At 56.9% G+C, this 18890-nt stretch carries 18 protein-coding genes; 4 read left to right on the top strand and 14 right to left on the bottom strand.

What is annotated here, in order from left to right; all coding sequences use genetic code 11:
• Positions 1-41: 41 nt before the first annotated feature.
• From brnQ to phoB, 3 genes are all read right to left on the bottom strand, one after another.
• Entirely contained in the window at positions 42-1361 is a 1320-nt protein-coding gene (brnQ, locus tag KIF87_RS18620; protein ID WP_024906795.1) for a branched-chain amino acid transporter carrier protein BrnQ, read from the bottom strand.
• A gap of 409 nt (positions 1362-1770) precedes the next feature.
• Positions 1771-3066, bottom strand: a complete 1296-nt coding sequence (gene phoR / locus KIF87_RS18615) for a phosphate regulon sensor histidine kinase PhoR (protein ID WP_213330053.1) — start codon at positions 3064-3066, stop codon at positions 1771-1773.
• A gap of 21 nt (positions 3067-3087) precedes the next feature.
• Entirely contained in the window at positions 3088-3777 is a 690-nt protein-coding gene (phoB, locus tag KIF87_RS18610) for a phosphate response regulator transcription factor PhoB (protein WP_008503265.1), read from the bottom strand.
• A gap of 187 nt (positions 3778-3964) precedes the next feature.
• Here phoB and sbcD point away from each other — a divergent pair, with 187 nt between their 5' ends.
• The gene (gene sbcD, locus KIF87_RS18605) at positions 3965-5170 is read left to right on the top strand and encodes an exonuclease subunit SbcD (protein ID WP_213330051.1); all 1206 of its coding nucleotides are present in this window, start codon (positions 3965-3967) and stop codon (positions 5168-5170) included.
• Positions 5167-8298, top strand: coding sequence for an exonuclease subunit SbcC (gene sbcC, locus KIF87_RS18600; protein ID WP_213330049.1), 3132 nt, complete (start codon positions 5167-5169; stop codon positions 8296-8298). The genes sbcD and sbcC overlap by 4 nt, the downstream gene beginning before the upstream one ends.
• 96 nt (positions 8299-8394) lie before the next feature.
• On the opposite strand, the gene mak is transcribed toward sbcC, so the two are convergent.
• On the bottom strand, positions 8395-9306 hold the full coding sequence (gene mak, locus KIF87_RS18595; RefSeq protein ID WP_213330047.1) for a fructokinase: 912 nt from the start codon (positions 9304-9306) through the stop codon (positions 8395-8397).
• A gap of 123 nt (positions 9307-9429) precedes the next feature.
• On the opposite strand from mak, the gene rdgC reads away from it, so the two are divergent.
• Entirely contained in the window at positions 9430-10344 is a 915-nt protein-coding gene (gene rdgC, locus KIF87_RS18590) for a recombination-associated protein RdgC (protein WP_213330045.1), read from the top strand.
• A gap of 48 nt (positions 10345-10392) precedes the next feature.
• Here the strand turns inward: rdgC and ppnP are convergent, their stop codons facing one another.
• The 5 genes from ppnP to KIF87_RS18565 all read right to left on the bottom strand — a co-directional run bounded on the left by ppnP (position 10393) and on the right by KIF87_RS18565 (position 13029).
• Positions 10393-10680 carry a pyrimidine/purine nucleoside phosphorylase gene (ppnP, locus tag KIF87_RS18585; RefSeq protein WP_008503270.1) on the bottom strand — a complete coding sequence of 96 codons (288 nt, stop codon included), beginning with the start codon at positions 10678-10680 and terminating at the stop codon, positions 10393-10395.
• 71 nt (positions 10681-10751) lie between these two features.
• On the bottom strand, positions 10752-11429 hold the full coding sequence (locus tag KIF87_RS18580) for an AroM family protein (RefSeq protein ID WP_008503271.1): 678 nt from the start codon (positions 11427-11429) through the stop codon (positions 10752-10754).
• Positions 11430-11666: 237 nt separating this feature from the next.
• Entirely contained in the window at positions 11667-11858 is a 192-nt protein-coding gene (gene yaiA / locus KIF87_RS18575) for a protein YaiA (RefSeq protein ID WP_023334675.1), read from the bottom strand.
• Between the two features lie 44 nt (positions 11859-11902).
• Positions 11903-12427 carry a shikimate kinase AroL gene (gene aroL, locus KIF87_RS18570; protein WP_032639634.1) on the bottom strand — a complete coding sequence of 175 codons (525 nt, stop codon included), beginning with the start codon at positions 12425-12427 and terminating at the stop codon, positions 11903-11905.
• 143 nt (positions 12428-12570) lie between these two features.
• Positions 12571-13029, bottom strand: coding sequence for a YaiI/YqxD family protein (locus KIF87_RS18565; protein ID WP_213330043.1), 459 nt, complete (start codon positions 13027-13029; stop codon positions 12571-12573).
• Between the two features lie 97 nt (positions 13030-13126).
• Here KIF87_RS18565 and proC point away from each other — a divergent pair, with 97 nt between their 5' ends.
• A complete protein-coding gene (gene proC / locus KIF87_RS18560; RefSeq protein WP_024906789.1) occupies positions 13127-13936 on the top strand; it encodes a pyrroline-5-carboxylate reductase in 810 nt (269 codons plus the stop codon).
• A gap of 16 nt (positions 13937-13952) precedes the next feature.
• Here the strand turns inward: proC and adrA are convergent, their stop codons facing one another.
• The 5 genes from adrA to KIF87_RS18535 form a co-directional block, all read right to left on the bottom strand.
• Positions 13953-15056, bottom strand: coding sequence for a diguanylate cyclase AdrA (gene adrA, locus KIF87_RS18555; RefSeq protein ID WP_213330041.1), 1104 nt, complete (start codon positions 15054-15056; stop codon positions 13953-13955).
• Between the two features lie 102 nt (positions 15057-15158).
• Positions 15159-15479 carry a phosphate starvation-inducible protein PsiF gene (gene psiF / locus KIF87_RS18550; protein ID WP_134349079.1) on the bottom strand — a complete coding sequence of 107 codons (321 nt, stop codon included), beginning with the start codon at positions 15477-15479 and terminating at the stop codon, positions 15159-15161.
• Between the two features lie 89 nt (positions 15480-15568).
• Positions 15569-16984, bottom strand: coding sequence for an alkaline phosphatase (gene phoA, locus KIF87_RS18545; RefSeq protein ID WP_213330039.1), 1416 nt, complete (start codon positions 16982-16984; stop codon positions 15569-15571).
• 99 nt (positions 16985-17083) lie between these two features.
• Positions 17084-17344, bottom strand: coding sequence for an anti-adapter protein IraP (iraP, locus tag KIF87_RS18540; RefSeq protein WP_024906786.1), 261 nt, complete (start codon positions 17342-17344; stop codon positions 17084-17086).
• 210 nt (positions 17345-17554) lie between these two features.
• Positions 17555-18769 carry a multidrug efflux MFS transporter gene (locus KIF87_RS18535; protein ID WP_213330037.1) on the bottom strand — a complete coding sequence of 405 codons (1215 nt, stop codon included), beginning with the start codon at positions 18767-18769 and terminating at the stop codon, positions 17555-17557.
• Positions 18770-18890: the final 121 nt, after the last annotated feature.

The following is an 18890-nucleotide window of genomic DNA, read 5'->3' as shown; positions in this document are numbered from 1 at the left end:
GGGGCCTTAAGCCCCGTGGTTAAACAGTTTGTTGCCGTTGATTAATGAGCGTTCGATGCGACCTGACGCCCTGCAGCACGGTCCCAGATAATGGCCAGAACCAGTGCAACAACGGTAGGCATCAGCCAGGCCAGACCCTGCTCGGACAGCGGCAGACGCTGTGTCCATGCCGGCAGTATGTGCGCGAAAGCTGATGCTTTAATCCCGTCAAGGATACCAAAAATCAGGCTGATAAACATGGCTGGCGCAATAATTCGTGAAGAGTTGTTCCACCACGGGCGAGTAAAGCTCAGCACCACCAGCACGATACACGGCGGGTAAATCGCCGTCAGCACCGGAATCGAGACCTGAATCAGGTGGCTCAGACCGAGGTTGGACACCGCCATAGAGAAGATGCCGAGGATAAACACCAGGGTGCGGTAAGAGAGCGGCAGATACTGTGCAAAGAACTCTGCGCAGGCGCAGGTCAGGCCAACCGCGGTGACCAGACAGGCCAGGAAGATGAGCGCCGCCAGCAGCATACTGCCCGCACCGCCGAAGGTGTGCTGAACGTAGGCGTGCAGGATAGCCGCACCGTTGGCGTTCTGATCGACCAGCATGGCGCTGTCGGAGCCCAGACGGAACAGTGCCAGATACAGCAGCGTCAGACCCACGCCGGCCATCAGGCCAGCCCAGATGGTATAGCGGGTCAGCAGACGCGCTTCGGTCACACCGCGGGAACGCGCGGCGTTAACGATAACGATACCAAACACCATGGCGCCCAGCGTATCCATCGTCAGGTAGCCGTTCACAAAGCCGTTAGAGAACGCGGCGTTTTTATAGGCGTCCATCGCGTCGCTAATCGGGCCAGCGGGCCAGACGATGGCCGCTACCGCCAGAACAATCAGCGCCACAATTTTCAGCGGAGCCAGGAAGTTACCCACGGTATCCAGCAGCTTGCCCGGATAGAGGGAAACCAGAATCACGATCGCGAAGTAGATCAGGCTGTAGATAAACAGCGGCATCGCACCGTCACCGGTCAGGGGAGCAATACCCACTTCGAAGGACACGGTTGCCGTACGCGGGGTCGCAAACAGCGGGCCAACGGCGAGATAGCAGACGGTTGCCAGCAGAACGCCCGCTACTTTGCCAATCGGGGTGCTGAGGCTATCCACGCCGCCGCCGACTTTCGCCAGCGCGACGACGGTCAGAACCGGCAGACCCACGGCAGTAATCAGGAAACCAAACGCGGCGGTCCAGACGTGTTCACCCGCCTGAAGGCCAACCATTGGAGGGAAAATGATGTTGCCTGCGCCAACGAACAGCGCAAATGTCATAAAGCCCAGCGCGATGATGTCACGCGATTTTAAGTGATGGGTCATAAAACCTTACTGCCTGTGGATGTGGTGTTGAAAACATTGAGATTTTCGATATCCCTGACGGGACGATACAGCCGAAAATTTGCTCAATTTCAGCGGGAAATGCTCCCGTCCTGGCGTGGAGAAGAATAGTTTTTCGATTTACCACGCAAATACAGTCGGTCTGACAGTATCTGGGGCGCAATTTAAACGCTTATAACGTTTAAAGGCAAGGAGGGATCGCAAAACCAGAACAATATGCCAGCATGAAAATACACGTTAGAATAATACGCTATTTATAAGAAAAACCCATGGCTAATAATGCGAACAAAAAACAGTCAGCCGTATATAATTCATCCGCGTTTCGCTTGACTGCAAAGCAAACGGGCCAGCAGAGGCTGACCCGTGGAAAGGTAAAATGACACACCTGCCGTCAGGCGATCTTTTTGGCAATTAATCGTTCCGGGATCACGAAGCTGAAGCGTGTTCCTTTACCCAGCGTACTCTGAATATCGAGACGGCTTTCATGGTGATTCACCGAGTGTTTCACAATTGCCAGCCCCAGGCCGCTTCCGCCTGTCTGCCGGGATCGCGCTTTATCCACACGGTAAAAACGCTCGGTCAGACGCGGAATATGCTCAGGCGCGATCCCCGGCCCGTTGTCTTCCACGCTAAACTCTGCCCCCGTTGGGGCATGGTGCCAGCGCACCACGATATCCGTCCCCTCCGGCGTATGATTCACCGCGTTATACACCAGGTTGGAAATGGCGCTACGCAGTTGATCTTCGCTGCCCAGCACCTTCAGCGTATTGTCGACCTCAAAGGTCAGGTGATGCTTTTTGTGGCTTAACGTCTGCGCTTCACGCTCAACGACCCGCAGCATCATCGGGACATCAATGGTCTCATTTAGCGCAAGCGTTGGCGCCGCTTCAATCTTCGATAGCGTCAGCAGCTGCTTCACCAGCCCTTCCATCCGGTGCGTTTGCTCCCGCATGGTGTGCAGCGCTTTTTCACGCGGCGCGCCTTCAAGCGTTTGCTCCTGCATCATCTCCAGGTAGCCCTGAAGCACGGTCAACGGGGTACGCAGTTCGTGACTGACGTTGGCGAAGAAGTTGCGACGCGCCCCTTCCAGCTGGTGCATCTGGGTGACATCGCGCGCCACCATCAGCCACTGCTTATCGCTGTAGGGCATCACGCGGATTTCCAGATGGCGACCATTATTGAGCTTCAGATTATGCGGGCGGGTAAAATCACGCGTTTTCAGATACTGCGTGAACTCGGGATAGCGCAGAAGGTTGAGGATATTCTGACCATTATCGTCGGGCCAGCGCAGGCCCAGCAGCTGTTGTGCAAGGCCGTTACACCAGAAGATTGTCCCTTCTTCGGTCGTCAGAATAACGGCATCGGGCAGCGACTCTGCACCGCTGCGAAAACGCTTAATCAGGCTTCCCAGTTCGCGGCGACGCTTTTTATTACGCATCTGCATCTGATGCAGACCGTACAGCAGCGGCTCCCAGCTGCCGCTTCCCGGCGGCGGCGTCATACTTCGGTCAACCCACAGCCACCAGGAGAGGCGCAGGAGGTTCCAGAAATGCCAGATCAGCAGCCCGGTGACCGACGCCAGCAGAAACCACGGCAGGTGTCCAAGAAAGGCCCCCAGAAGGAAGGCCGGAATACAGCATAAGATCAGTTCAAAGACGAGCCTTTTCCATGACAGACGTTCCAGCACGCGTCACACTCCTGTCATTGTTCAGAAACGGGTAGAAAAACGATAACCCGTGCCGCGGACCGTCTGCACCATGCGATCGTGGCCGCTCAGTTCCAGTGCTTTTCGCAGGCGGCGAATATGTACGTCAACCGTCCGGTCTTCGACATACACGTTAGTTCCCCAGACGTTATTCAGCAACTGCTCGCGGCTGTACACGCGTTCCGGGTGGGTCATAAAGAAGTGCAGGAGTTTAAATTCGGTAGGCCCCATGTCGAGGGGATTTTCACCGGTCATCACGCGGTGTGAGGTGGGGTCAAGGCTTAGCCCCTGCATCTCAATCACCTCTTCCACCGCCATCGGCGAAATACGGCGCATCACGGCTTTAATGCGGGCAACCAGCTCTTTTGGGGAGAACGGTTTAGTAATGTAATCGTCCGCGCCGGTCTCCAGACCGCGAACGCGATCCTCTTCTTCTCCGCGCGCCGTGAGCATCACAACCGGGATGTCGCGGGTCAGCGCCTCGCGCTTCAGGTGTTTGATAAACTGCAGTCCGGAGCCGCCGGGCAACATCCAGTCCAGCAGAATCAGATCGGGCCAGGGTTCATTCAGCTGGTTCACTGCGCTGTCATAATCTTCCGCTTCAACCGGCTGGAAGCCGTTTTGCTCGAGCACGAAGCACACCATTTCACGAATTGGAGCTTCATCTTCTACGACCAGAATACGTCTCGCCATACTTTGCCCTGTCTTATCTTATTTAAGTTACAAGTTTGTAATTCGGCGCCATTATGCGTCAGATTTATGACAGATTTATGAAAAACAGTACCACGATAACGGGCAAACCGTTGTTTTATTACAGCGGTTATTTTCCCGTCTCTGAACGTTTATAATCCTGCTTTCTCTTTTTTGCCACGGATCAGCTATGCGCATACTTCACACTTCGGACTGGCATCTGGGTCAAAATTTTTACAGCAAAAGCCGTGCGGCTGAACATGAAGCCTTCCTGAACTGGCTGCTGGAAACGGCCCGGACGCACGAGGTGGACGCGATTATTGTGGCGGGTGACATCTTTGATACCGGCTCGCCCCCCAGCTATGCGCGTGAACTGTATAACCGCTTCGTGGTGAATCTGCAGCAAACCGGCTGTCATCTGGTGATTGTCGCCGGTAACCACGATTCCGTCGCGACGCTGAATGAATCCCGCGACATCCTGGCATTTCTCAATACTACCGTCGTCGCCAGCGCCGGGCACGCCCCGCAGATCCTGAAAAAACGCGACGGCACGCCGGGGGCGGTGCTGTGCCCCATTCCGTTTTTGCGTCCGCGCGATATTGTGCAAAGCCAGGCGGGACTTTCCGGCGGCGAAAAGCAACAGCATCTGTTACAGGCCATCACCGACTATTATCACCAGCAGCACGCCGATGCCTGCGCCCTGCGCGGCGACCAGCCGATTCCGGTGATTGCGACCGGGCATCTCACCACCGTCGGGGCCAGTAAAAGTGACGCCGTACGTGACATCTATATCGGTACGCTGGACGCCTTTCCGGCGCAGAACTTCCCGCCAGCCGACTACATTGCGCTCGGACACATTCACCGGGCGCAGATCGTCGGCGGCAGCGAGCACATCCGCTACTGCGGCTCGCCTGTTTCGCTCAGCTTTGACGAAACGGGCAAGGCCAAATGCGTCCATCTGGTGAGCTTCTCCGGGGGCAAACTCCGCGCAGTCGAGACGCTGGAGGTGCCCGTGACCCAGCCGCTGGCGGTGCTTAAGGGCGATCTCGACGCCATTACCGCCCAGCTTGAGCAGTGGCGCGGAAAAGCGCTTAACCCGCCCGTCTGGCTGGATATCGAAATCACCACCGATGACTACCTGCACGATATGCAGCGTAAAATTCAGGCGCTGACGGAAGATTTGCCCGTCGAAGTCTTACTGGTACGCCGCAGCCGCGAGCAGCGCGAGAAAATTCTGTTAAGCGCTCAACGCGAAACGCTCAGTGAGCTTCGAGTTGAAGAGGTGTTTGAACGCAGGCTCTCGCAGGAGGAAATTGACGACGCGAAGCGCGCAAGACTCAGCGAACTGTTCAGCCATACCCTGCATGCGCTCAATGATGAGGAAGAAAACGCATGAAAATTTTGAGCCTGCGCCTGAAAAATCTCAACTCCCTCAAGGGCGAGTGGAAAATTGACTTTACCGAGGAGCCGTTTGCCAGCAACGGTCTGTTTGCCATCACCGGCGCGACCGGGGCAGGTAAAACCACCCTGCTTGACGCCATCTGCCTGGCGCTTTATCACGAAACGCCGCGACTGCAAAAGGTCTCCCAGGCGCAAAACGACCTGATGACGCGCGACACCGCCGAGTGCCTGGCGGAAGTGGAATTTGAGGTAAAAGGCACCGCCTATCGCGCCTTCTGGAGCCAGAACCGCGCGCGCAACCAGCCGGACGGGAACCTGCAGGCGCCGCGCGTGGAGCTGGCGCGCTGCGAAGATGGCAAAATCCTGGCGGACAAAGTGACGGATAAACTGGAGCAAACCGCTGCGCTCACCGGGCTGGACTATGGCCGCTTTACCCGCTCCATGCTGCTCTCACAGGGGCAGTTTGCCGCCTTTCTTAATGCCAGGCCGAGCGATCGCGCCGAGCTGCTGGAAGAGCTGACCGGCACCGAGATCTACGGCCAGATTTCCGCCATGGTGTTTGAAAAACACAAAGCCGCCCGCAGCGTGCTTGAAAAATGCGAGGCGCAGGCGGCGGGCGTCGTGCTGTTGAGCGAAGAGCAACAGCAGCAGTTACAGCAAAGTTTGCAGGCACTTACTGACGAAGAGAAAACCCTGCTGGTTCAGCAGCAAAGCCAGCAGAAAGATTTTCAGTGGCTTACGCGCCATGACGAGCTCGTGCTTGAGCAACAGCGCGTCACCGCGATGCAGCAGCAGGCGCAACAGGCGCTGACGAACGCTGCGCCGGAGCTGGCCAAGCTCCAGCTCGCTCTGCCCGCTGCCCAGCTTCGACCGCTTTGGGCGCACCAGCAGGAGCAAACTGCGCGTCTGACGCAAACCCAACAGCGAATTATCGAAGTAAATACTCGCTTACAAACCAAAACCGCACTGCGCGCGCGGATCCGTCATACCGCCCAGCGGAATCATGAGCAGCTTCAGACCGAACTGACGGCCCTGGCGCAGTGGCTGGCGGAGCACGAGCGCAATCGCCTGCTGGGGCAGGAGATTGCCGGCTGGCGTGCCCAGCTCTCGCAGCTTAACCGCGATAAAACGCAGTTAGCCTCGCTTGCTGCGAAGATGAGCGAATTACGCAACAGGCTGGCTGAGATGCCGGAAAATGCGCTGACGCTGACGGCGGATGAGGTCAGCGCGGCCATGGAGCAGCAGTCCCGGTCACGCACGCTGCGCCAGCGGCTAACGTCGCTGCATGCCCGCTATCAGCCGCTGCAAAAGCGCCTGCGCCAGAGCGGTGAAAGCGTGCAGAAGGCCCAGGCCGATCAAAATAAACTCAATGAAACGCTGACGCTGCGCCGCCAGCAGTACAAAGAGAAACATCAGCACTATCTGGACCTGAAGGCCCTGTGCGAACGTGAAGCGACGATTAAAGACCTGGAAAGCTATCGTTCCCGGCTTGAGGCAGGCAAACCCTGTCCGCTGTGCGGCTCCAGCGAGCATCCCGCCGTTGCGCAATACCAGTCGCTTGAGCTGACGGATAACCAGCGCCGCCGTGATGCCCTGGAAAAAGAGGTCGCCGCGCTTAAAGAGGAAGGCCTGCTGGTGCTGGGACAGGTTAATGCCCTTACTCAGCAGATCCAGCGCGAGACGGACGAAGCGCAGACTCTCTCTCAGGAAGAGCAAGCACTCACTAAAGAGTGGATGGAAGCCTGCGCTTCCCTGAACATCGCGTTGAATATTCAGGAAGATATCACGCCATGGATGAACGAGCAGGAACAGTACGAGCACCAGCTCTATCAGCTCAGCCAGCGTCTGACCCTGCAAAACCAGCTGAACGAGCAGGAAGTGCAGGAGCGACAATATCAGCAGCAGTTGACGGCCGCGCGCCAGGCGCTGGAACACACCCTGCTCTCGCTATCGCTTAACGTACCTGAAGACGGTCATGAAGCCGCCTGGCTGCACGCCCGCGAAGCGGAATTCGCGCAGTGGCAGGAGAGACAAACGCAGCACGGCGCGCTTCTGGAACGCATAAACGCTCTCAAACCGCTGCTCGACACGCTTCCGGACACGCACAGCGAAGAGGCCGAACCGGCCATTCCGGACGGCTGGCGCGACGTGCACGACGAATGCGTGTCGCTACAGAGCCAGCTCACCGCGCAGCAGCAGCAGGAAAAGCTGGAGCAAGAGCGCCTGCAGCAGTCGCAGACGCAGTTCACCGCGGCGCTCTCAGCGAGCTGCTTTGCCGATCGGGACGCGTTCCTTGCCGCGCTGCTGGATGACGACGCTATTCGCCACCTCGAACAGCTGAAACAGTCGCTGGAAAGCCAGATACAGCAGGCCGCGGCCCTCTCCGGCCAGGCTAACCAGCAGCTGCAGGCTCATCTGGCGCTGCGGCCGGAAGGGCTCGACGCCGATGCTCCTGCGCTGCAAAGCCAGCTGCAGCAGCTGGCGCAACGGCTTCGCGAGAACACGACGCATCAGGGCGAGATCCGCCAGCAGCTTAAGCAGGACAGCGATAACCGTCAGCACCAGCTGGCGTTGATGCAGCAAATTGATGAGGCCGCGCGCCAGGCGGACGACTGGGGTTATCTGAACGCGCTGATCGGCTCCAGCACCGGCGACAAGTTCCGTAAGTTCGCGCAGGGGCTGACGCTGGACAATCTTGTCTGGCTTGCTAACCAGCAGCTTAACCGTCTGCACGGGCGTTATCTGCTGCAGCGTAAGGCCAGCGACGCGCTGGAGCTGGAAGTGGTCGATACGTGGCAGGCGGACGCGGTGCGCGATACCCGCACGCTCTCCGGCGGCGAGAGCTTCCTGGTCAGCCTGGCGCTGGCGCTGGCCCTTTCCGACCTGGTGAGTCATAAGACGCGGATCGATTCCCTGTTCCTGGATGAAGGGTTCGGCACGCTCGACAGCGAAACGCTGGATACCGCGCTGGATGCGCTCGACGCGCTGAACGCCACCGGGAAAACCATCGGCGTGATCAGCCACGTAGAGGCGATGAAAGAGCGCATTCCGGTGCAGATCAAGGTGAAGAAGATTAACGGGCTGGGGTATAGCAGGCTGGACAGAGAATTTGCGGTGCAGTAAAGGTCCACTCCATCTGTAGGCCGGGTAAGGCGTAGCCGCCACCTGGCTTTTTTTGCGGCTGCCTGAATTCGCCAGGTGGCGCTTCGCTTACCGAGCCTACGAATTTACTGGCCACAACCACGCCGCGCCGCGCACGCCGCTGGAGTCACCGTGGACAGCTTTGCGGATCGGGGTTTCACACTCGCCGCCAAACACCCACTGTTTCACCAGGTTCGGTACCGTGGCGTACAGCCGGTCGACGTTGCTCATGCCGCCGCCGAGCACAATCACGTCCGGATCGAGAATATTCACCACGTGCGCCAGGGATTTCGCCAGCCGCATTTCGTAGCGGCTAAGGGCCAGCTCGGCGACCGGATCCTGTTCTTCGACCAGACGCATGATTTCGTTGCCCTTGAGCGGCTGGCCGCTCAGACGGTGGTAGTCGGTCGCAAACCCGGTGCCGGAGATAAACGTCTCAATACAGCCTTGCTTTCCGCAGTAGCACGGCACCTCAGCGCGGTATTTAAGCTCATCTTCATCCATCCACGGCAGCGGGTTGTGTCCCCACTCGCCTGCCGTGCCGTTGCCGCCGATATGGGCGCGCCCGCCGAACGCCACGCCCGCGCCGCAGCCGGTACCGATGATAACGGCAAACACGGTCTGGGCACCGGCCGCCGCGCCGTCGATGGCCTCAGAGACCGCCAGGCAGTTGGCGTCGTTGGCCAGACGCACTTCCCGGTTCAGACGCTGGCTCAAATCCTTATCAAACGGCTGACCGTTAAGCCAGGTGGAGTTAGCATTTTTAACCACCCCGGTATACGGCGAGATCGACCCCGGTATCCCCATCCCGACGCTGCCGGTTTGCCCTGTCGCCTGCTCGGCCATCTCAACCAGCCTGGCAATCGTCTCGATAGTCTGGTGATAATCATCGCGCGGCGTCGGCAGACGATGGCGAAACAGCTGCTCCCCCTGCTCGCTCAGTGCGATGACTTCTGTTTTGGTGCCGCCCAAATCGATCCCAATACGCACAAGACTCTCCTCATTATTTTGATTATCAACAGAGTAGAAGCACGCTTCCCGATTAGCAATGCAAGCGATGCGACAATTCGTTATCATGCCCGCTGATTTAACGACAAGGCCGTGGAAATTATCATGCTGTGGTTCAAAAATTTGATGGTTTACCGTCTCAGCCGCGACGTTTCGCTGCGTGCAGAAGAGATGGAAAAACAGTTAGCCGCTTATACCTTTTCCCCTTGCGGTAGCCAGGATATGGCGAAAACCGGTTGGGTTCCGCCAATGGGTTCACAAAGCGATGCACTGACCCACGCCAGCAGCACGGGTCAAATCATCGTCTGCGCCCGTAAAGAAGAGAAAATCCTGCCGACGCCGGTGGTTAAGCAGGCGCTCGAAGCGAAAATTTTCAAGCTGGAAGCCGAACAGGGCCGCAAGCTGAAAAAGACCGAAAAAGATTCGCTGAAAGACGAAGTGCTGCACTCCCTGCTGCCGCGCGCCTTCAGCCGCTTCAGCCAGACCATGATGTGGATCGACACCGTCAACGGGCTGATCATGGTGGACTGCGCCAGCGCCAAAAAAGCAGAAGATACGCTGGCCCTGCTGCGCAAAAGCATCGGCTCTTTACCGGTCGTTCCGCTGGCGCTTGAAACGCCGATCGAGCTGACGCTGACCGAATGGGTACGCAGCGGCGCAGCGGCGCAGGGTTTCCAGATCCTTGATGAAGCCGAGCTGAAAGCCCTGCTGGAAGATGGCGGCGTGATCCGCGCGAAGAAGCAGGATCTGGTGAGCGACGAGATCGCCGTACACATTGAAGCGGGTAAAGTGGTCACTAAACTGGCGCTCGACTGGCAGCAGCGTATTCAGTTCGTGATGTGCGACGACGGCTCCGTGAAGCGTCTGAAGTTCTGCGACGAGCTGCGCGATCAGAACGAAGATATCGACAGGGAAGATTACGCCCAGCGTTTTGACGCGGACTTCATCCTGATGACCGGCGAGCTGGCCGCGTTGATTCAGAATCTGATGGAAGGTCTCGGCGGCGAAGCGCAGAGATAACAGGCAAAACGTAGGCCGGGTAAGCGTTAGCGCCACCCGGCTTATTTTTTATTTCAGGTAGCGGCACAGATAAGAGGTGGGTTCAGCCACCTGCAAATGAAATTCGCTGTGGCCAGGGACGTTGAAAACTTGCCCGGCAGCGTAAACTTTCCATTCCGTTTCACCCGGCAGTAAGACGTTCAGCGCCCCGCTGACGACCGTCATTTCTTCAGCTTCCGCCGTGCCAAAGGTGTATTCCCCTTCCGCCATTACGCCGACACTGGCGCGACCAGTGCTGCTGCTGGTAAAACCAATGGATTTCACTTTACCGGAAAAGTATTCGTTACTTTGAAGCATGAACTGGCCCTTATATTTATAGATAAAAATTCACTATAGGGGCCATGCTCATCACCTGTCACGCAAAATCATTACATGAGAAGTTCCGACGCCAGGCGAGCCATCAGAACGTTGGATAACAGCACGGGCACATCCAGCGCTTTTTGCAGCAGGTCCCGGTGATGCTGATGGAAACCCAGGCAGTCCAGAATCAAGACGTCCGCCCCTCTCTCAAGCAGTTCCTTCCCGGCGGCAATGAGCTTGGCCTCACTGTCCCAGAACGGATTTGCCAGCGCGTACAAGGGCACTTTTTCCAGCACGTGCCATTTTGCCTCCTGGTTATCCATGAGCTCCTCGATGGGAACAATCACCCCCACCTGATGACCGTCAACGATAGAGGCCACCAGCGGTGGAATGATCCGCATCGGCTCCAGCAAAATCGCATTACGCGCCGTAAGCCCCTTAATGGGTGCGGTACTCATCAGCAAAATAACGTCGTAACCTTGATTATCGAGCACTTCTATCACGCCCTGCAGCGAGCGCTCGATTTTCTGGCGTGAAACGTGCGCCAGTTTACCGTCACTTAATAACGTCGCCAGGGGATCCTCCCCCGCCTCGACAGCGTAGTCTTCCATGACCTCTTCCCGACTCATCTTCCCCAGCAGGCTGAGATGCGTTATCTGTTGTTCAGATACATGCTCGGTTAAGAGCGGTAACACTTCGCTTACAGGGACCACACCAATGGTGAGGATCGCCAACGTTGCCTTCATTTTTATCGCCTTCCATTACTCCAACATCGTGTACACAGGTACAGGCTCACTACGCTGCACAGTTCATTTTTTCAACAAAACAGCACATAGCGTAGCAGGTGATCCCGACATCGAAATGTAAAGATCGCCTGCCGATACCGGAGTTACTTGTAATAACTAAATATTAACTCCTGCTTAACTTTCCCGATGAGTAAAAAGTGTGATTCAGGCACGATATTGGAGCGTTTAGGAAAACATTCAGGTTATATCGGGATCTTCGTAGCGCCGTTTCGCGTCCAGCGCTTCCTGTTCAGTCTCGTGTTCACTGATCAGCGAGTCCGGTTTGGGGTGATCGGCACGCAGTTGATACCAGGTCACGGTATGACCCGTATGGCCTTTTTCAACGGTAACAATGCGCGCTTCACGCGGATAGGGAGGTCTGGTTGGCATAGCTCATCCTTTTTTTATGTCTGAGCTATAAGTATAGACGCCGGTTAGCTGGCACAAGCCAAACGCAGGGCGGTAATAATCTGAATCACAACGTCTTCGGGAGACGCTGACGCATCCACCACGTGGTGAGCCGCTTCGCGGTATAACGCATCGCGTTCGGCCAGCACTTCACTCACCTCTTCGTTGAGCGGCCTGGAGGTCAGCGCGGGGCGTTGCCCCTCTTCCGGAAAAGCTTCCAGACGCCCTACCAGAGCCGACACCGGCGCGCTGAGATAAATCACAATCCCCTTTTCGCGCATAAAGTGACGATTACACTCCGCCAGAACAATGCCACCCCCGGTCGCGATCACGGCAGATGGGGTAGTGACCGCTTTCAGCGCGGCGGTTTCGCGTGCGCGAAAGCTCTCCCATCCCTCTTGCTCAACGATCTCAGCGATGGTTTTTCCGGCCTCGGTTTGCAGCCAGTGGTCGGTATCAACAAACTGGCGATGACACACGCGTGCCAGCTCCAGGCCAACGGTGGTTTTCCCACAGCCGCGGGGGCCAACTAAAAAGATGGGTTGGGTCATGCCAGGTGTTCCCCTTGATGCCGAATGGCTGAAGAGTGTAAAGAAATAATTGCAGAAGATGTTGCGATTACTTTACTGCAAAGCGGTACGGGATGACAACCCTGTGGAGGCCACACTGTACCACAAATTGACAATAATTATCATTACGCTGTGCGGCGCTTCACTTCCAGCAGCCATTTATCCAGCTCGGCAGCAAACTGCTGGCGATCGCGCTGGGACAGGCTGTCCGGCCCACCGGTCTGCACGCCGCTGGCCCGCATCGTATCCATAAAATCGCGCATGGTGAGCTTTTCGCGAATGGTCGAAGGCGAATAACGCTCCCCGCGCGGATTGAGCGCCGCCGCCCCTTTCTCCAGCACTTCAGCGGCCAGCGGAATATCCGCCGTGATCACCAGATCCTCCGCGCTACACAGGCGAACAATTTCGTTATCCGCCACGTCGAACCCGGCCGGCACGCGCAAGGAGCGGATGAACCGCGAGGGCGGTACGCGAATATTCTGGTTTGCCACCAGCGTCAGCGACATCTGAACGCGCTCGGCGGCGCGAAATAAAATCTCTTTAATCACATTCGGACACGCGTCCGCATCAACCCAAATCGCCATATTGTCTCCCCATAATGACTCTGTCGACTATTGTCGCCTGCATTTCGTTGTTAAGCTATCAATCAGAGAAAACAACGCATAATGACGGAGAATCGTGATGGACAAGAAAATCGGGTTTATCGGCTGCGGTAACATGGGCAAAGCCATCCTGGGCGGTCTGATCGCCAGCGGGCAGGTGCTGCCGGGTCAGATTTGGGTCTATACCCCGTCACCGGACAAGGTCGCCGCGTTGCGCGATCAATACGGGATCAACGCTGCCGAAAGCGCGCAGGAAGTGGCCCAGGTCGCCGATATCGTCTTTGGCGCCGTCAAGCCGAACATCATGATCAAAGTGCTGAGCGATATCACCTCCAGCCTGAATAAAGAGACGCTGGTCGTGTCGATTGCAGCGGGCGTCACGCTCGATCAGCTGGCGCGCGCGCTGGGTCACGATCGTAAAATCGTCCGCGCGATGCCGAACACACCGTCGCTGGTCAACGCCGGCATGACCTCCGTCACGCCTAACGCGCTGGTGACCACGGAAGAAGTGGCCGATGTGCTGAACATTTTCCGCTGCTTCGGTGAGGCTGAAGTGATTGCCGAATCGATGATCCATCCGGTGGTCGGCGTGAGTGGCTCAGCCCCTGCCTATGTTTTCATGTTTTTAGAAGCGATGGCGGATGCCGCCGTGCTTGGCGGAATGCCGCGCGCGCAGGCGTATAAGTTCGCCGCGCAGGCCGTCATGGGTTCCGCCAAAATGGTGCTGGAAACCGGCAAACACCCGGGCGAGCTGAAGGATATGGTCTGCTCCCCGGGCGGTACCACCATCGAAGCGGTGCGGGTGCTGGAAGAGCGCGGGTTCCGCTCGGCGGTCATTGAAGCGATGGCAAAATGCATGGAAAAATCAGAGAAGCTGAGTAAATCCTGATAATCGCCGTCGGGCGTCAGGCCGCCACTTCGGTGCGGCCGCGCCCGGCATTTTTCGCCTTGTACAGCGCCACGTCAGCCGCCTTCAGCCATTCCCGATAGTGTCCAAACTGCGGTCCCCAGGGGGCAACGCCTACGCTGATGCGCAGCGCTTCTTTTGGCGCGCACGGTAACGTCAGCTTTTCCAGCCGCTCATGCAGCCGCGACATCACGGCGATGGCGCTTTCCGCCGCCGTCTGCGACATGATCACCGCAAACTCATCCCCGCCAAACCGGCCGATAGCATCGCCTGACCGCACTGACCGCTGGAGCTGACGCGTAATCGCCACGATCGCCTCGTCGCCCACGTCGTGCCCCCAGGTGTCGTTGATGTTTTTAAAGTGGTCGATATCAATCAGCAGTATCGTGGCGGTGCTGTGGTCGCGCCGACAGTGCTCAAATTCATTTCGCAGCAGCATTTCCCAGTGTCGGCGGTTAAAGACCCCGGTCATGCCGTCGCGGGTGCTCATCATTTCCAGCCGCCGCTTGTGCTCCGCAAGCCTGACGGCGGTGCGGTGGCTGAGCCAGGCAAACAGCATGGGATAAAGCATGAGTACGGGCAGCGTTAAGCCCCACTCCACGGGGTCGGGGTTGAAGACGGCCACCTTCCCGACGAGCGGCAGGGTCACCAGCGCCGAGAGCAGCGTCAACGCGATCCCCGGGATGAACAGACGACAGCCGCCGGAGCCCATCATATTCATCCCCACCATCATCACCAGCGCTGCCGTGGGTAACGCATTCATCCCCATCACGCCGATCCAGAGCCCGGCAATAATGGCATCGATTTTAAGATTAAAAATTTCCTGCTGATGAGGTGAAGCGGCACGACAGGATAGCTGCCAGGCGAAATGGGGCCAGACGAACGCCCACCCCACCAGTAAAAGCCACCAGCCACCGGGTAAAAAATGGGTGACCAGCATCCCTGCAATCGGAAAAAACATCGCCGCCAGCCCGACGGCGCGCGCCAGCCGAACTCGCCGGGAAAACTGAATGCCGGCCCGGTAAGGGTCATCCTGAGAAAGGGTTAAATCCCACTCGTCCCGAATGCGCTTTTTGTTGTAATACGTTTCATCATTCATCATTTTTGGGAATATTCTGAAACAATTTCCCAAATTATAGAGAGGGGGTCTGCGGGGAAAGTATGAAATTTCGGGTGAGCCGCCGAAGCCGCTCACCCGTTAGAACTACACTTTTTTCTTCAGGCAGGCACTCATGAACTTGCTGCGGTCGTCCCCTTTCAGGGACTGCTCGGTTGCTTTCGCATTACACTCGCGCATTTTTTGCTGCTGCGGCGTCAGGCTTTTTTCAGCCGGCTTCGAGGCGCCATTTTTGAGGCAGTCGCTCATGTATGTCTTGCGGGCATCTCCCTTCAGACTCTGAGACGTCGCCTGTTGATTACAGGTGGTCATACGCTGTTGTTGCGGCGTTAGCGTTTTCTCTTCCGCGTTCGCCGATGCGATCAGGAACAGGCCAGAGAGCAGAGTAACCAGTAATGTTGTTTTCATTGCACCATCCTTTTGTGAACATTCCCTGTAAGTCTGGTTCGTGACAGGAAAAAAACCACCCGGCAGATGTGATTTCTGCCGGGATTTTATCATTTAAGACCCAGCGCAGCCTTCATGGTGTAGAACAGATCCGTTTGATCGGTCAGGCCAACCACGTTTGCCGCGTGCGGACCGTAGGCTGCAATGCGCAGCTGGGTGCCAGTGTGCTCCATAGACTCTTCTTCCGAGTTGCCGTAGCTCAACACCATAACGGCGCCATCTTTGGTATTCAGCGCCTGCGTCAGGCCAGGGGCTTTGGTATCTGCCGGAATGATCTGGCTGGCGTGCGCATGGTCCGCGGTGACGATCACCAGGGTGTTGCCGTCTTTTTTCGCGAACTCAAGCGCCTTCTGCACCGCTTCGTCCAGATCGACGGTTTCGCCAATCTGACCGCACGGATTCGCCGCATGATCCTGCTTATCGATCGACGCGCCTTCTACCTGCAGGAAGAACCCTTTTTCGCTCTTGCTCAGCAGAGAGATGGCTTTATCGGTCATCGCCGCCAGCGTCGGTACGCTGTCAGTGCGTTTCGGGTTCGGGGTGCAGGTCACGGCAGGTTTATCGATATTGCCGTGATAAGAGGCTTTTGGTCCTTCCCAGCGCACGGGCATGTTGCCGTCGGAGAACAGCCCCAGCAGCGGTTTGTCCTGGCTCGCCTCGGTGATTGCTGCCAGCGAACTGGCGTCACTCACCAGCTGATAGCCGCGGGCCTGCGCCTGCTCGCGCAGCGTTTTGCCCTGCCACTCGCCCGCCGTCGCGGTTTCTGCGAAGGTTTTCGCGCCGCCGCCCAGGGTCACGTCAGGACGTGCATTCAGCAGCTGTTCCGTAATCGACCCTTTGCCGCCTTTTTCCAGCGCGTTCGTTGGGCATTTTTCGCTGGTCACTGTCGGGCCGTAGCATTTACGCGAGGTCACGTGCGCCACCAGCGCCGCGGGCGTCGCATCCTGAAGTTCAGCGGTAGAGACGTTGCCGGTCGCCAGCCCCGCCGCTTTTGCCATCTCCAGAAGGGTTTGATGATCTTGTTCGTGAATATCCACACCCAGCGCACCATTATAGGTTTTCACGCCGGTGGACCACGCCGTGGCAGAGGCCGCGGAGTCCGTTACGTAATCCGGTTTACCGGTTTTTTTATCCAGCGCGTAATGGGTATATTGTCCGGTCAGCGGCAATGCGTCGATACCTTTAAAAAAGCCGCCCGCACCCTCGGCGTAATTTCGCGCCGCCGTGATTTCGGAATCGCCCATTCCATCGCCAATCAGCAGAATAATATTTTTTGCCGACTTGTCATTCAGCGAAGCGCGAATAGCGGCGGTTTGATCTTCTGATAAACGGCGCGCGCCGCCAGGCTGGGTGATATCCCCTTTTGCCGCACGATTATCCAGCACGCTGGTTTGGGCAGTATCGGCATAAATGGCAGGGGTAATTAACAGGGGAAGTAATGCGATGAAAAGTGCGCTCTGTTTCAATTTATTTTCTCCATGTACAAATACATAAAAATAAAAACAGAGCGACTATAGGCATCCTGCATGACAATTCTATGACACGTCGTTACGTCCGGTGACGGTTTAGCTGCGCGGATGCCTTAACAGCTTCTTTACGTACTGGTGGAGCATTTCGGCATCCTCAACCGGAACCTGCGATTCAGGCCTGACGCTGTCCAGCGCGCCTTCCACGCTCTCAATCAACGCCTGTTGATCGGTTTTCGCCATTTGTCGCAGCAGCGCGGTCACCACAATTTCCAGCGCTTCGACCTGGGCAACCAGCTCTTTTGACTCTTCTTCCTTTTGTGCCAGCTTGACCAGCAATTCAGCAATGAGATTTTTCATCGTGCCAGTTCCTTTTTCAGTTTTGTCTGAAGTTAGCATTCTGAATCCATAATGCAAAGAGAAGAAATTTATTAGAGTATGCAAAAGTGACGCAGGAATGAAAATAACGGACCGTCGCGGTGAGCGAAACGTTTTTCTATAAAAAAACGCCGCATTTCGTTATATAAAAATGCGGCTACTATAAGAATATATAATACATCAGCGAAACGATTATCTCGACGATTTCGCTTCCGCCATTTGTCTGCGGCGACGCAGCGCAATAGCCAGCTGGATAATATTGATTAAAACGACAATCGCCGTGGCCGCAAATACCCAACGAAAACCGGCCATCGCGGAAACGGATGCGCCAATAAGCGGACCGGCAACATTCCCCAGATACATAAATGACTGGTTATATCCAAAGATTCGCCCCGTCACCTGGTCGCTGGAATATTTAACCAGCAGGGTCTGTACCGCAGGCAACATTGCGCCATCAGCAAACCCGAGCAGAAATCGCAATACGCCAAGCTGAAGCGGAGAGGTGACAAACGACATCGCGAAGAAGAGCACGACCGCAAAGATCAGCGTCGCCATCAGGATGCGCGCCGTGCCGATCCTGTCACCCAGTTTTCCCAGACGCGGTGCGGAAATCAGAGCGGATACGCCCGGCACGGCGGCAATCATGCCGCTCAGAAAAGCGATATTTGTACTTTCAGGCTCCATCGACTTGATAAACAGCGCCAGAATCGGACCGACCGAACCGTTACAGAGCTGGATCACCATGGTGGTCACAAACAGGCTGATCATCAGTCCCGGATAGGGCAGCGAGGCGAAGACGGCCCTGCCGCTCAGGCGTTCAGATTTACTGATAACCGGGCGGCCCCCCTCTTTGATAAGAAAGAGCGTGACCAGAAAACTGACCACCAGCAGGATCGCGGTGATGATAAATACCGCACGCAGCCCGACGTGGTCCGCCAGAAAGCCACCCAGCAGCGGACCGCCGATGACGCCGCTGATCTGCGCCGTGGAGAGCGTACTCAGCGCCCAGCCGCTACGCTCGCGCGGCACCTGAGAGGCGACCAGCGCCATGGCATTCGGAATGTACCCGGACGTCAGCCCCATCACCGCGCGCAGGAAAAACAGCTGCCAGACGTTGGTGGCGAAAGCCTGCAGCAGAATGGCAATCGCCATCCCGAGCGAGGCGCGCAGCAGCATCAGTTTTCGGCCTTTCCGATCCGCCAGGCTGCCCCACATCGGTGACACAATGGCGGAGACCAGAAACGTGACGCTGAACGTCAGGCCGGACCACATGGAGAGCGCTTCATGCGAAGTCACCCCCAGCTGCGAGACGTACAGCGGCAGGAACGGCAGGATCTGGCTGATGGCCAGCCCGGTGAAGAAACAGCCGAACCAGACCGAGATGAGATTAACTTTCCAGGATTCCATAAAGAAATAGTCTTCATTTTTAGGCGAATTCGCCTACAGATTAGCAAGTTACGCGTTTTGACGTCGCACCAGAGATGCGGCCTGGCTGACTTTGGTGTTTTATCTTCCCAGTCATCATATT

The sequence above is a fragment of the Enterobacter sp. 120016 genome (genome assembly GCF_018383635.1).
In the GTDB taxonomy this organism is placed as follows: domain Bacteria; phylum Pseudomonadota; class Gammaproteobacteria; order Enterobacterales; family Enterobacteriaceae; genus Enterobacter; species Enterobacter asburiae_D.
Note: the sequence above shows the minus strand (reverse complement) of the source record. Positions and strands in the feature narration are given on the sequence as shown.